This window comes from Verrucomicrobium sp. 3C, assembly GCF_000379365.1.
Classification (GTDB): Bacteria; Verrucomicrobiota; Verrucomicrobiia; order Methylacidiphilales; family Methylacidiphilaceae; genus Methylacidimicrobium.
The window spans coordinates 428,684-442,654 of record NZ_KB901875.1 but is presented as its reverse complement, the minus strand read 5'-3'; the positions used below and the strand labels follow the sequence as shown (position 1 = coordinate 442,654).

The 13,971-nt window shown below is 60.8% G+C and carries 13 protein-coding genes; 5 read left to right on the top strand and 8 right to left on the bottom strand.

What is annotated here, in order from left to right:
* Window positions 1-21: 21 nt before the first annotated feature.
* The 3 genes from A37A_RS0102590 to A37A_RS21150 form a co-directional block, all read right to left on the bottom strand.
* Window positions 22-1,227, bottom strand: coding sequence for an ISL3 family transposase (locus tag A37A_RS0102590; RefSeq protein WP_231363736.1), 1,206 nt, complete (start codon window positions 1,225-1,227; stop codon window positions 22-24).
* Window positions 1,228-1,407: 180 nt separating this feature from the next.
* Window positions 1,408-2,202: an FkbM family methyltransferase gene (locus tag A37A_RS0102585; protein ID WP_018289983.1), complete on the bottom strand. Its 795-nt coding sequence runs from the start codon at window positions 2,200-2,202 to the stop codon at window positions 1,408-1,410.
* 28 nt (window positions 2,203-2,230) lie between these two features.
* A complete protein-coding gene (locus A37A_RS21150) occupies window positions 2,231-2,596 on the bottom strand; it encodes a hypothetical protein (RefSeq protein WP_018289982.1) in 366 nt (121 codons plus the stop codon).
* Window positions 2,597-2,602: 6 nt separating this feature from the next.
* Between A37A_RS21150 and A37A_RS21145 the strand changes: the two genes are divergently transcribed.
* Complete coding sequence (locus A37A_RS21145; RefSeq protein WP_018289981.1) at window positions 2,603-3,106, top strand: hypothetical protein; 504 nt, start codon at window positions 2,603-2,605, stop codon at window positions 3,104-3,106.
* Here A37A_RS21145 and A37A_RS0102570 read toward each other — a convergent pair.
* From A37A_RS0102570 to A37A_RS0102555, 4 genes are all read right to left on the bottom strand, one after another.
* Entirely contained in the window at window positions 3,093-4,844 is a 1,752-nt protein-coding gene (locus A37A_RS0102570; protein WP_018289980.1) for an ATP-binding protein, read from the bottom strand. The genes A37A_RS21145 and A37A_RS0102570 overlap by 14 nt on opposite strands.
* Window positions 4,844-5,971 carry a DNA double-strand break repair nuclease NurA gene (locus tag A37A_RS0102565; protein ID WP_018289979.1) on the bottom strand — a complete coding sequence of 376 codons (1,128 nt, stop codon included), beginning with the start codon at window positions 5,969-5,971 and terminating at the stop codon, window positions 4,844-4,846. The genes A37A_RS0102570 and A37A_RS0102565 overlap by 1 nt, the downstream gene beginning before the upstream one ends.
* Window positions 5,964-7,130: a Druantia anti-phage system protein DruA gene (locus tag A37A_RS0102560; protein ID WP_155996436.1), complete on the bottom strand. Its 1,167-nt coding sequence runs from the start codon at window positions 7,128-7,130 to the stop codon at window positions 5,964-5,966. The genes A37A_RS0102565 and A37A_RS0102560 overlap by 8 nt, the downstream gene beginning before the upstream one ends.
* A gap of 95 nt (window positions 7,131-7,225) precedes the next feature.
* Window positions 7,226-8,410 (bottom strand): ISL3 family transposase, encoded by a 1,185-nt coding sequence (locus A37A_RS0102555; RefSeq protein ID WP_040888015.1) that lies wholly within the window; start codon window positions 8,408-8,410, stop codon window positions 7,226-7,228.
* 715 nt (window positions 8,411-9,125) lie between these two features.
* On the opposite strand from A37A_RS0102555, the gene A37A_RS0102545 reads away from it, so the two are divergent.
* Together A37A_RS0102545 and A37A_RS0102540 are read left to right on the top strand one after the other, a co-directional pair.
* Window positions 9,126-9,461: a very short patch repair endonuclease gene (locus A37A_RS0102545; RefSeq protein ID WP_018289975.1), complete on the top strand. Its 336-nt coding sequence runs from the start codon at window positions 9,126-9,128 to the stop codon at window positions 9,459-9,461.
* 114 nt (window positions 9,462-9,575) lie between these two features.
* Entirely contained in the window at window positions 9,576-10,925 is a 1,350-nt protein-coding gene (locus A37A_RS0102540; protein ID WP_026195604.1) for an IS1380 family transposase, read from the top strand.
* Window positions 10,926-11,255: 330 nt separating this feature from the next.
* On the opposite strand, the gene A37A_RS0102535 is transcribed toward A37A_RS0102540, so the two are convergent.
* Window positions 11,256-12,536 carry a DNA cytosine methyltransferase gene (locus tag A37A_RS0102535; RefSeq protein ID WP_018289973.1) on the bottom strand — a complete coding sequence of 427 codons (1,281 nt, stop codon included), beginning with the start codon at window positions 12,534-12,536 and terminating at the stop codon, window positions 11,256-11,258.
* A gap of 104 nt (window positions 12,537-12,640) precedes the next feature.
* On the opposite strand from A37A_RS0102535, the gene A37A_RS0102530 reads away from it, so the two are divergent.
* Both A37A_RS0102530 and A37A_RS0102525 read left to right on the top strand, forming a co-directional pair.
* Complete coding sequence (locus A37A_RS0102530) at window positions 12,641-12,883, top strand: helix-turn-helix transcriptional regulator (protein ID WP_018289972.1); 243 nt, start codon at window positions 12,641-12,643, stop codon at window positions 12,881-12,883.
* Entirely contained in the window at window positions 12,873-13,958 is a 1,086-nt protein-coding gene (locus tag A37A_RS0102525) for a restriction endonuclease, SacI family (RefSeq protein WP_018289971.1), read from the top strand. Before A37A_RS0102530 ends, A37A_RS0102525 begins: the two co-directional genes overlap by 11 nt.
* Window positions 13,959-13,971: the final 13 nt, after the last annotated feature.

The window sequence follows — 13,971 nt, the reverse complement described above, 5'->3', positions numbered from 1 at the left end:
CACTACACAGCGGAAGTTCGGTTATGAGGTTACGATGGGAAGATCCAACCTCAGCTTTCCGGCTTTGAGGAAAGCGGCGATCCGCAAGCGCCGAAAGCTTCGGAAGCCTCTGGCCATCCTTTTGGCAAGCTGGATGAGTCCGTTGATCGCCTCGATGAGACGATTGGTCACCCGGCTCTGGAGGAAAGCAAGGACGCCGTCCATGTGCTCTTTGATCGTCTTGGAAAGCTTTCGGAAGGGAGCAAGCCGGCTGCGGTCGGCCCACTGGAGCCACCAGCGGAGCTCTTGGGGATCCTCTTGGGCGAGGATCTCTTGCAGAGCCTCCCGCAACCCAATGGCTCTTCCCAGTCGGGGGTAGGCCGCACAAAGAGAAGCACGCAGACTCTTCTGCTCCCTGCTTCGCGTCCATTCGTTGCCTCGCAGTGCCCAGAGGCTTCCCTTCGGCAGCAGCCCCTGACGCATGAACTCCTTGCGCACCTGATCGACCGCCTCCCCCGCCATCTGCATGAGCTGGAAGCGGTCAAAGACGATCTGCGCCCTGGGGAAGTGCTCCTTGGCTCCGGAAATGTAGGAGGGGCTCATGTCCATGCAGATCCGCTCGATCTGCTCGGGATCCGCTCCGTGCTCCCGCATCTCCCTTGCAAATGCCTCCAAGGTCTCCTTCCCTTTGCCCTCCACCAGGAAGAGGAGCTTCCGGCTATCCGTGTCGCTAACCGCGGTCACGTAGCGGTGACCCCGCTTGCTGCTGGTCTCGTCGACCAAGATCCGCTTCACCCCGCTCCCATCGTCCTTCCGATAGGCCTTTTCCACGGAGTGCTCCAAGATTCTCCACAGCCGGCTGTCCTGCTCCTTGAGCATCTCGGCCACCTGGGAAACCGGCATCTCCTGGGAAAGGATCAGGATGACCGCCTCCATCATCAGGGTAAACCCGCTCCCCGGTTTGGCCCAGGGAACTTCCGCCAACCGCACTCCGTGCTCCGGACAGTCCACCCGAGGAACCCGCGCCACCAGCTCGGTCTTGTACTGCCAGAAGTTCCTGTGCCTCCACCGCTTCTCCACCGTGTCGTGCGCAGGAGAAGAACGCCCGCATTCCGGACAGGGGAACCGATGGCCCTCGCGAAAATCGATCCAGATCTTCAAGGTATGATCCACCGCAGACAGTTCGCTTCGAGTCACCTTCCATTCCGAACCCAACTGTAAGGCCATCCCAAAAAAGCTTGTTCGCATCCATGCCCGAGGAATCGGAAAACGACGCGAGCTCGGCGATCCGCCGTCAAGGAGAATCGACGAAGTCGAAGCGTCCTTGACGGCAATTCGCCCGGACGCACAATCCGCCGAAGACGGATGGCTAGAACACCGTTTCTTGCCATCCCTCAATGGCAAATCTGCCCCCTCCGAGCATTCCATTCACCGAAGGGGCTCTTTTGGCTCAAGCCACCAATGTTCCGCGTCGATCGGCCGGAACTCGTAGTCGGGCAAAAGCCCTTTTGCTTCTTCGAGCAACTCCTTACTGTGAAATTCGATCAGAAAGAGAGGCTTCCGGTCCTGGTAATGCGGGCCCATCCCGCGCAACACATCGACTTCCGCCCCCTCCACGTCGATCTTAACTACATCGGGTACCCCGAAACGCTCCGCCAGCTTTTCCATCGTGGAAACGGTGACCGGTACCATAGCCGTCCCGTCTACGTTCTGTGCTGCCTGCAGGCGGCTCATGGCACCATGTCGTTCCAGGGCCATCACCCCTTCGGATGAGCTTAAGGCGACCTCCGCTACTTCGACGTTCCTAAAGCCATTCTTTTCCACCGCGGCGCGAAGGCGATTAGCGTTCTCTGGGTCGGGCTCGATCGCGACCACCCGCCCTCCGGGTCCAACCAGCCTACTTCCGAGCATGGTATAGAAGCCCACGTTGGCTCCCACATCCCAATAGGAGGCTCCCGGTCGGATCGCCCGGCTCAGGGCATCTTGGAACTCTTCTTCCCTCCTTCCTGTGAGAAAGCCTTTTTCCCCTTTCAAGTCGAGCAGGAGCCAGATGCCGCGGCAGGGGCCGGACGCCACGCGTCCCCAGGAATGCCCGGCGGGTAGCAGCGGATTGAGGACTGGCCGAAGCAGCCGGGAGCCAAGGGAATCATGGCGAAAGCAAGCGGTCAGCCACGAAGGGGCGTAGCCGAGAGCCTTCCCAAGAAGCGTTGATAACGAATTCATCCCATGGGCCTTTCGCACCTCGATTCTTTCACCTGTCCCCGCTATCCACTTCGACCCACTGGCCGGCCTTCGTCCACATAAAGAGCCTCTTGTCCATGACAAGATGGAAAAACACAGCATCGAACACCGATAGTTCCAATAATTGGTCGGAGATCATCTGCAGCTTTTCGGGCGTTACAAAAAGAGAGGGTGCCGCTGTCGCCATGATCGCCTCCCAGATGGGCGCAGACCCGGCGACGAGCAGCCGAAGCTCGTCCAAGCGCCCGCGGTCGAACTGCTCCGCCCGGTTGGCCTTCTTCTGGACGATCGTAGCAAATGGCTCCCCGAATGTAACAGTATTCGACGCGGCCGCCCAGGCTGGGCCCAGCCCGAGATCTGGTTCCGCATCGTCCATGTCGCCATGGACGCCGGCAACGGCGGGCCCGTGGCCGCCTACCGTGAACAGACGGTCGAGATCGCCCTCGGGCCCAAGGGGGCGTTCGAAAACGGCAACGTGGGCACCCTGACGCGGCGCGTGGCCGCCGACCGAGTCATCAACGCCCTTCCGCCCGGGGTCCGCAACCGCAAACCGCCCAAGGCCCCCCGGACGCCCCGGGTGGTGGAACTCCTCCGCAAGGCCATCGAGTGGCAGGCGCTCCTCGAGTCCGGGGAGGAGGCCAACCAGGCCGCCATTGCCCGCCGGGAGGGCATCACCCGCGCCCGGGTGACCCAGGTCATGGGTCTGCTGCGCCTCGCGCCCGAGATCCAGGAGCACGTCCTGTCCCTGCCCGACATGGCCCGCCGTCCGGCGATCACCGAGCGGGCACTGCGGCCCATCGCGCAGATTCCGCAAACGAGGGATCAGCTTCACGCCTTCCAGCAATTTCTCACAAGCTCCGGCGCGGCTGCAGCTACAGATTGTTGAAGCGGCGGAATTCGTCCATGTCCGTGAACATCGTGAAGAAGAACGGCTTGCCGCTGAACGCCAAAGGCGACACCGGCCCCACCGCCATGAACGGGAACTCCTGGAGGTCCCGCCTCGGGAAGCTCTGTGGGTCCCGGAAGGACTGGTAGAGTTCCAAGGCCCGCTTGTCACCGCCCACGAAGTCCCGCAGGCGGTCAAACTCCGTCCCCATCGCGAGGCCGAACCCGAAGGCCAGGATTCTCAGCTGCTGGAGGATCTCATTGTCCAGGCCGCCCAGCGTCTGGCTGATAAAGAACCAGCCGATTCCATACTTCCGCGTCTCTCGTACCGCTCTCCGCAGCAGAGACCGCAGCTGATCCGCCTCCGAATCGTCCTCCAACCTCCCGCTCGGGGCGTGGCGATGCGCCTCGTCCAGAAGGACGAGAACGTTCGCGCTCTGCTGCGTGCTCAGGCTTGACGTCGCCTGCGCAACGAGGATCTTCAGGAGCTTGCCGAGGATGCGCCGCTGAAGCTCTTCGGACCAGAAGCGCTGATTCCCCTGCCGGGAAATGTCGATGACGATTACCGGCCTTGGCCCCGTAGCCCCGGGCGAGCCGAGAAGCATGTTGATGATGCCCGACTGTGAGTAGCTGAAGAGCCGCTGACGGTTCTGCCCGGCGCTGAAGAGCTGGCAGATTGGTGTCCACGAGTCGTTGAAGACCTGGGTGAGGCGGTTCCGGTCACTCTGGAGTCGCTGAACACGTTGCTGAAGTTCCCGTGCGCGTGCGGAGGAGTAGATGTATGTCGCGTTGTTCTGATCGGCGACTGCCCTCAAGGCGTCATCCAGCGCCTGCTGCGTGCCCAGGTTGTCCAGCCGGTGAGTGCCTTCCAGCTTATTCCTTATGACCTCGGCTGCCTTCCGCGAATTGTCGGCGGAGCGGCTCGGGATGCCGAGCTGTTCAAGGAACCGCAACGACTGGAGCATCTCCTCGAAGGTCTCCCAGTCGTCGAGCTGCAGGTCTCCGATGTGAAAGACGTGGATCGCTCGGCCTTGGCCACGTACCACCTGATCGAGTTGCAGTCCTTGCTGACCGACCCGTGTCCCCGAAAGCTCGAGGGAGAACTCGCCTTGGGGATCGATCACGAGGATGCCCAACTGCGGGTGGCGCGCATAGGCGCAGAGCGTCATCTTGGCAAGCCCCGATTTCCCGGAGCCGGTCTTGCCGAACACACCCAGGTGGTACGCCTCACCAGCGCCACCGGGCCCGCTCCCGAAGTGCTTGAACCACATCGGGTAGAGGACGTCGTTCGCATACGCGCGCCCGAGATAGACGATCTCGGAGCGGTAGACCTTTAGGAGTCTGTCGAGTAGCGCCTGATCGACTCGATATACCGGAGTTCCCGTGGGAGGGACCATTCCCAGGACTTCGGGATCGAAGCCGTTCGTTGACTTCCGGAAAGTTGCCCCCACGACGAGGTCCGCCGTCCGCGTGTCCTGCCGGTTCGTGATCGGTGGGATCTCACCGGTGCGCTTCACAAGGTTTCGGAACACCGAGTCTTCGTGCCAGCGGTTCTTCAACTCGATGCTCACGATCTGCCCGACCGAGGTGATGCATTGACCGTTCTGCACTGCGTCGAATGCCGTGAGCGCGCCGACGAGCCGCTCCTCGGTCGCCTCCTGGAGTAGGTCGACGGTCAGCTCCGTGTTCGTCGAGGGGCTCCCGACGACCGCGACATTTCTGCTTCGATCATTCGGCATCAGCTTCCTCCTCGGCCACCTTCTGTGCGGTAGTTCTGCAAGCACAGGAGGGTCGCCTCAGTGTCAGCGGAAGCCCCCACGGCGTGCTGAGCCACGGTCTGCTCAATTACTGCGACACCCGCGCCGAGGCTTTTGACCATGCGATCCGCTAGAAACAACGGGTACGGTTCCGTGACCGCCGGGCTGAACAGCTGACGCTTGATTCCTTCCAGGACCATCAACAGCCTGGACTGGCTGGCGGCAATGGGCGCCGTCACTTCCAGGCGTACCGCTGGTGCCCAGCTGTAGGGCCTGTAGAAGACGACGCGCATGTCCTTTATGGAGCGGTTCATCTGCTCCTGGCGTTCCCGGGGGCAATGCTCCACCGGCAAGTGGTACTCCGCGTCCTCGCCGCCGAAATGGAAGATGGGAAGCGGCGTCACGTACTCATCGGGCTCGAGGATGATCGTCGCCAGCGTCTTCCCATCGGTCTCCGGGAGGTCGTTCTCCCCCAGGAAGTTCTTGAGCTCGTTCCTCCCGCTGTATTTCGGAACGGCCACCGTCCGGTCGCTCGCGATCAGGGCAAGGAAGCGCTCCAGAACCTGTTGCTCACTCCATCGCTTCTGGAATTCCTCGCGTAGGAGACCGGGAGCCTCCCTGAAGCTCGTCAGCCCCTGGTTCAGGTAGATGACGAAGACGATGAAGGAACCGTCTAGGAGGACGAGGTCATGTGGCGCCTTATCTGCAAGCTCCAACTCCATCGAGATCATCAGGCCGCGAAGGGCGTTCGTCGCGTTCTTGCTATGCTCGAAGCTGCTCACCCATATCCGGTGATAGGGCTCCTGCCAGTGGCGGCGGGCCTCTTTCGCGGTGCCTTCCACGGCCACAGCCGCTGCCGCGCATAGGTCCAGCGCCGTGAGACGGTGGACTTGGTAAGATCCGTCGATGCCTACAACGGAAGGCTCTCTTGTAACATCGAGGTCCGCCTTGCGCGCGATCAGCCCCTTCGACTGGACCCGCTGGCGGATGGTGCCCCGGGCCTGACGGAGCCTGTTCAAGTGCGTGGAGACTCGCTCGGCGACGGGTGTCGCCTGCGCGAGGAGATCCCGAACGAGGGCATCAGGAAGATCGGAGAAGGTATCACCCACGACCGTTCTCCTTCTTCGACCAGATTGCCCACTCGTCCTTGCACCACGACTTGAAGCTGTCGTCCCAGGAGGCCCTTGGCAGCATCCACCGATCCCGGAAGTACTCGAACAACTGGGCTTCCGTTTGCCGATGCCACAGCAGTCGGGTGTGCTGACCCTGGAGGAATTCCCGCGCGTTGCGGGCGAGTGGAACAACAAAGATCTCTCGCTCGATCCCGTGGTACACCCAGTCGCTGGAAAGCCCAAGAGCCGGAAGGCACTTCTTGATGACCTCGCGGCGATTGCGGAAACCCGTGCCCCAGCGCTCCTGCTTCGCCGTGGGCTCGCAGTGCTTCTCCGCGAACTCCGTGATCGCACTGTAGAGGCCGTTCGAGAAGTGAAACTCGCCGGACCCCTTCGTGAAGCCCACGCTCTGATAAAGAAGCCTGCCTCCGAACCGCAGCCTGTTGTAGACAGAGGACCGCCCAAGTGCGGACGCCGTCGTGACGAGGGCAAGACGGCCATCATGGAGCTTTCGTCTGATCACCGAGCGTGTGCCCCCGTATTTCCTCTTGAAGGCGTTGCGGACGGTATCGCTCGCGGCCAGCATCGCCACGAGCTTTCCGCACAAAAGGAACGAGTAGGGCGGAACCGCGCCGAGCACGAAGGCGTCCATGACGTGCCCAAGTCGCTTCTTCCGGTCAGAAGGCGTCCAGCCTATCCACTCATCGCGGGGCCCGAGGCTGTAGACCGGGTCTCCCAGCCCAATTAGACCTACGAGCTTCCCGTTGCTGTCGTCGACGACGAGGAAGCGAAGGCGCCTTCCATAGCCGGACGACACCGGGATGCTCCAATGCAGGGCTGCATACCGGAAGAGAAGCTCCTCTTCCGATTCAGGGAGGACCTCTACCAAGCGAGGGGACATCCGCGAGGGATCAACCTCGGGTCCCGATGCGATGTGGCGCAGCAGATCCCCCTCCACTCGAAACAGGCCATCTCTGGCCCGCTCGATCCGATACTCAACGGCGGTCTTGTGAAGCTCGCGGATTCTCTCCTTTGAAAGTTCCTTCGGAGGCAGGATCGCTCCGTTGCGAACACGGAACCCTTGGGCCCGAAGAGATCGGATGATCCGGTCTCGCAGGTCCGCGCCCTCGACTGAATTCCGCGTGGACTCCTTCATCGGCATCTTGTCAGTGTTGAACACATGTCAAACTGACCGCTTTGGTAACAAGTGATCTGACCGCTCGGGGTATTGGATTGTGCCTCTTCGCTATTTCATGTGGCCAAGGCGGGAACATCCAACCTCAGCTTTCCGGCTTTGAGGAAAGCGGCGATCCGCAAGCACCGGAAGCTTCGGAAGCCTCTGGCCATCCTTTTGGCGAGCTGGATAAGTCCGTTGATCGCCTCGATGAGGCCATTGGTCACCCGGCTCTGGAGGAAAGCAAGGACGCCGTCCATGTGCTCTTTGATCGTCTTGGAAAGCTTTCGGAAGGGAGCAAGCCAGCTGCGGTCGGCCCACTGGAGCCACCAGCGGAGCTCTTGGGGATCCTCTTGGGCGAGGATCTCTTGCAGAGCCTCCCGCAACCCAATGGCTCTTCCCAGTCGGGGGTAGGCCGCACAAAGAGAAGCACGCAGACTCTTCTGCTCCCTGCTTCGCTTCCATTCGTTGCCTCGCAGCGCCCAGAGGCTTCCCTTCGGCAGCAGCCCCTGACGCACGAACTCCTTGCGCACCCGGTCGACCGCCTCTCCCGCCATCGGCATGTGGGGGAAGCGGTCAAAGACGATCTCCTCCTTGCGGAAGTGCTCCTTGGCTCCGGCAATGTAGGAGGGGCTCATGACCATGCAGATCAGCTCAATCTGCTCGGGATCCGCTCCGTGCTCCCGCATCTCCTTGGCAAATGCCTCCAAGGCCTCCTTTCCTTTGCCCTCCACCAGGAAGAGGAGCTTCCGGCTCTCCGCGTCGGTAACGGCGGTCACGTACCGGTGACCCCGCTTGCTGCTGGTCTCGTCGACCAAGATCCGCTTCACCCCGCTCCAATCCTCCTTCCGATAGGCCTTTTCCACGTAGTGCTCCAAGATTCTCCACAGCCGGGTGTCCTGCTCCTTGAGCATCTTGGCCACCTGGGAAATCGGCATCTCCTGGGAAAGCATCCGGATGACCGCCTCCATCATCAGGGTAAACCCGCTCCCCGGTCTGGCCCAGGGAACTTCCGCCAACCGCACTCCGTGCTCCGGACAGTCCACCCGTGGAACCCGTGCCACCAGCTCGGTCTTGTACTGCCAGAAGTTCATGTGCCTCCACCGCTTCTCCACCGTGTCGTGCGCAGGAGAAGGACGCCCGCATTCCGGACAGGGGAACCGATGGCCCTCTCGAAAATCGAGCCAGATCTTCAAGGTAGGATCCACCGCAGAAAGTTCGCTTCGAATCACCTTCCATTCCAGACCCAACGGTAAGGCCATCCCAAAAAGCTTGTTCGCGTCCGTGCCCAAAGAATCGGAAAACGCCCCGAGCTTGGCCATCCGCCGTCAAGGAGGATCGACGAAGTCGCAGCGTCCTTGACGGCCAGTCCTCCGGACGCGCAATCCGTCGAAGAGGGATGGCAAGAAACGGTGTTCTTGCCATCCCGCAACGGCGAATCCGCTCCCTTCGCCCATTCCATTCGGCGAAGAGCCCTCTTCCAATAGGGATGAAAGGCCTTCCTATATGGTTCGATTAGCGTTGGGGCAGTCAGGCCCGCAACTCCTCTCTGCCTTAGGAGTCGCCGCCGGGGAGCCGTGGGCTACTTCAGCGCCATAACCGGACCATCTAGTGCCAATTTCAAATTTTTGGTCCTGCGCACCAACGTCTTGCGACGACGCCACCAAACATGGGCCGAACGGTAGCTTTTTCGTGTTCTTACCTGGAACGACCAGCCTTGAAGCGTAATCTTCTCCAAAATTCCCGCCGAAATCAACCTATGGCTTCCAAAACTCAGCCCTGCTCCCGCTCCTCGCTCGTCCACTTCAATGGGCCATGTAGGCAGAACGACAAAGTCTTAACGTTCTGCTGCCATAACTTGCAAACATCCATTTCGAAAGATCCCCCAAGAGGTGCACCGCTGCTCAAAGGAAGTCAGGTTAGCCAGCAATTGGATCTTTACAGAGCATCTCGCTTTTACGTTGGCTGGACCTTGCGATGCCTGACCGACTGTCTCCGGAAGAGCGCAGCGCACACATGCGGCGCATCCGCAAAGTGGATACCAAGCCAGAGCTTGTCGTGCGGCGCCTTGCGCACCAGCTTGGCTATCGCTTCAGGCTTCATCGGGCCGACCTTCCCGGCACGCCCGATCTTGTTTTCCCGAGATTGCGCAAGGCGATTCTCGTGCACGGCTGCTTCTGGCATCAGCACGCAGGATGCCGCCTTGCTCGCATGCCGAGGTCCCGGCTCAATTACTGGCTCCCCAAGCTCAAGCGGAATCAATGGCGCGACACCCAAGCAATGGCTGCCCTAACCCCGATATCTCACCAATAGCGGGCATAGCGGAAGGCAAAAAAGTTCGCAAAAGGGCATAGGAAAGGCCGTCTTTCCCTGGTATAAGTGCGTTAAGAAGACGTTACTACAACCAGAAAAAAGAAACGGCCTTCCATGACAGAGTGTAGCCAAGAGACTTTTGGGTTTACAGCGCATTTTTCGCGACGGGTGGAAGCGGGATTTACCGCGGGTCGGATCTCCAGCGATGGGGGCGCAATTCTGTTGCGGGAAGCGGATCGGAAGATCGGTTTGTTAAGACGGCTGGAGGGCTGCTTTCGGGATCGACGCCATCCGAAACGCATTGTGCATCGGGTACGGGAGATGCTTGCCCAGCGCATCTTCGGGATTGCGATGGGCTACGAAGACCTCAACGACCATGAGCAGTTGCGGACCGATCCGTTGGTTGCTCTCCTGAGCGGGAAAAGCGATCTGGAAGAGGATCTGGCGGGCAAGAGCACGCTCAACCGGCTGGAGCTTGTGGGTCGAAGCGAGCGCTACCACAAGATCGACTACTCGGCCGAAGCGATTGACCGTCTTCTGGTCGATCTCTACCTCGAATCGCATCCCCAGCCCCCTGAGGAGGTGGTTCTCGATCTGGATGCGACCGACATCCCCCTTTACGGACATCAGCCGGAGCGCTTCTTCCATGGTTACTACGACTCCTACTGCTATTTGCCGCTCTACATCTTTGCTGGCGATCAACTCCTTGGCGTCCGGCTTCGGCCATCGAACCAGGATGCGTCGGCGGGCTCCCTTACGGAGGTGAGCCGGATCGTGGAACAACTCCGTACCCGTTGGCCCGGAGTCCGGATCGTGCTCCGGGCCGATTCGGGCTTCTGCCGGGAAGAGATCATGGCTTGGTGCGAAGCCNATCAAGTCGACTACCTCTTCGGCTTGGCCCGCAACGAGCGCTTGTGCCGGACCATTCAGGGGTCGATGGAGCAAGCCCGTCGTCTGCACGAGTCGAGTGGCAAGCCGGCCCGCTTCTTTACCGAGTTTGCCTACCGCACCTTGAGCAGCTGGTCGAGGGAGCGCCGGGTGGTCGCCAAAGCCGAGTACCTGGAAAGAGGGGAGAATCCGCGCTTTGTCGTGACCTCTCTCTCCACCGAGGAGTGGCCCGCCCAAAACCTTTACGAGAAGCTCTACTGTGCTCGTGGCGACATGGAGAATCGGATTAAGGAACAACTCTACCTCTTTGCCGACCGGCTCTCGACCGCGCAAATGGCCAGCAACCAACTTCGCCTCTACTTCTCGGCTCTTGCTTACACCCTGGTCGAAGCGCTGCGACGGCTGGCTCTGCGAGGAACGGACTGGGCCGAGGCCCAGGTCGACACCCTCCGGCTCAAGCTCTTTAAGATCGGCACGCTGGTCCGAGTCAGCGTCCGCCGCGTCTTCCTCTCGATGAGCAGCGCCTATCCTTGGAAGAGCCTCTTTACCCACGCCTTCCGGGTCCTGCGTTGCTGAGCATCTCTCAAAACCGCAGTTCTGTTCCTTCCGCAAAGCCTACGACCAGGCGGAGCCTTGCTCCACAACCGGCTTTTTGCGCTTTGCAGTGCTCGCGTTAAGGCAAATCAAATGAAAATCTTGCTCGATCCTGCCTCACCAGAAGCTCTGCGCGGCCGAAACTCCTCGCAAGCGACTCAACCGGCACCTCTCTCGCCCGAAAGCTCGTACTGGTGAGAAATGGCCGCTAAAGCGCCTTGGATGGGACATTCTAGTGCTTTGGGAGTGCGAAGTGGCAGGGGGAGAAGCAATCAGGCCGCGCATTGCTGCGTTCCTCGCCGATGGCGATGATCAGTCAGCCCCAGAAGCAAAAAGCAAGGACGGCTCGCTAGCCACCAGATCTCGCTGACCTTTCTTCCGTGAGGACAAGCGCCCCTCTCCCGGATGGTCGGCATGATCGCCGATGTATCGCAGATACTTTGCAGGCAGAGGCTTGACGGGCTCCGGCTCAGGTATCGGCCGCCGCATTGGTGGCAGAAGCTTCAGCGGGCCAAGGTCGCCTGTGTCGCCGAGGAGCTGCCGCCGGATTTCACGCGCAAGCACCTCCGCAAGGAGGGAGGGCACCGCATTGCCAATCATCCTTTGCGCATCGGCACGGCCACAGTCGAGCTTTAGCCCATCGGGGAAGGTCTGAAGGCGGCACATTTCGGCAATTGAGAGCTTGCGGCTGCACCAGTGGAACGGCCCTATCGCAGATCCCGGCTGCGCCTGGATCGTCCATGAAGGCTGATCCTTCGCCAGCTTCAGCAGGAAGCTCCAGTAGCGGGTGCGCCATCCGAAAAGCTGCGAGCCGCCGCCGCGATTGGTGTGCCACAGATAGTTCTTTCCTTCTGGGATCGTCGGCAGAAGGTCGCCCCACTTGCCGCCAACACGGAGCGACGCATCATTCGACAACCGGGCTAGGTCACCGATTGCGTCCCACGCAGTTCGATGCGGCTCGCGCGCGTCTCCCAGCGTGTTCTCTTCCTTCGAGCAGTGCGTTGGCTCCGGAAACTGAAAGGAAATGCCCTCCCGGCTTCCGATCAGGAAAACGCGCTCGCGGATTTGCGGCACGCCATAATCGGCGGCGTTGAGCATCTTCCATGCGACCGTGTACCGCGTGCCCACCTCGCGGTTGATCTGCTCAATGCCTTCAAGCAGGTGCTGCAGCCCTTCATCCTTTCCCTTGTACACAAGGCCGTAGACGTTCTCGAGCAGGAAGGCCTTCGGCAGGGAGTCCCGCACCACGCGAAGATAGGCCGCCAGAGTCTCCGCACGCGGGTCGCCCAGGCGCAGCGTGTCGCCGCTGACCCAATAGGATGATTTTGAGAAAGGCTGGCAAGGCGGGCCGCCGATCAGTACATCAGGCTCTCCGGCATGAAGCCCAGCCGTCGCCAAAATCTCTTCCGATGAAATGCCGTGGATATCGCCTTCGAGCACGCCCCACTGCGGGCGATTGAGACGCACTGTCCTGCATGCCACCGGGTCCAGCTCGACCGCCGCCACCGTGTCGAACCCGGCAGCTTCAAAGCCGAAGTCGAGCCCACCGACTCCGGTGTACAGGCTAATCGCGGTTGGTCGACACGCGGCCATGCTGCCACTCTTCCATATAGGCTGGATCGACTCGATGAAATATGCTCACATGCAGTCGCATACTGAACAGAGCTTGTATTGTCAATACAGTTTTTGAAAAAAACGTGCTGCGGGTCAAAGTTCGCGAAGCCATGCAGGATTATCGCCGCCGAACCGGCGAGCGCATGACGTATGATCTCCTTGCCAAGCTCACGGGCCTTGCGCGGCCCACGATAGAGTCCCTCGCGTCACGTGACAATTACAACACCCGACTTAGCACGATCGAGAAAATATGCCGCGTCCTTGGCTGCCAGCCCGGCGACCTCCTCGAGCTGACGCCGCCAGAGAGCACGCGCAGTGAAAATTGATAAAAGCATAGCCGCTCGGATCGTGCGCGAGGCGGCAAAGGCATCGGAATCCGGACTGCTGGACGCCGCCTGGGTTGAGAAGGTCGAGAGGCTTTCCCGGCTTTGTGCTGAAGGCGCGCCGGCCACCCACATCGCGTTTCTCGCGACCGCGATGCTCGCCAAGGCTGTTGATCGCCGTGCTGATCTTTTTGCTATCAAGCCGAAGCATTCCATCGGCAATCCTAACGCCTTCTCGGCACGCACCCTTTGCCACAAAGTGCTTGTCCCGCTCGCGGCTGAGCTTGGGTTTAGCATTGGCGTCACTGGACGTGAGCCGCTGAACAACCAGCCTTACTTCCGAATGACGCGCCTAGATGATGCCACGCCCGTCAGCGACCAGGAGGCCTTTGATTACACGCGGAAGCTCGTTCGCGAGCTCTCTGCGCTCGATGACGAAAAGCCCGCTCGCGAAGCCCTGCGCGCCTTCATCGCGGTTCGCCGGCGATATCAGACGCGCTACACGAAGCTCGAGGATCGCTCCAGCGTCACGCCCGATCAGCTTGTTCTGGCGATCATGCGACTTGTGAATGAGAACTCTGAAGGAGGCCGTAGAGCGCAGGCGGTCGTGGCGGGGCTCATGGATGTCTTTGCAGGACCCGAGCGGGTGGTGAGCGGCCGCATCAACGACCCAAGCCGCAAATACCCTGGCGATGTCTGCGTCCGTTCCATCGGCGATCCGAACGTCTGGGAAAAGGCAATCGAGGTTCGCGACAAGCCGGTCGCCATGCACGACGTGCTGATATTCGGAAAGAAGTGCGTGGACATGGGGGTCCGGGAAGCAGCCATGGTCGTGGTCTCCGGCGCCCAGCAGCCGCTGGACGTGAACGCGCTCAACCAATGGGCCAACAGCTTCGGCATCGGCCTCACAATCTTCCCCGGCTGGCCCAGCTTCGTGGAGCAGGCGCTGTTCTGGAGCGGAGAACCCAAGCCCGACGCCGCAAGGCGGGCAGTTGGACTCATTCATCAGCGGCTCATTGCGGTCGAGGCGTCCCCTGCTGCTGTCTCCCTTTGGCAGTCGCTGGTTCTCTCACCATAAGCGCAAGCGAGCT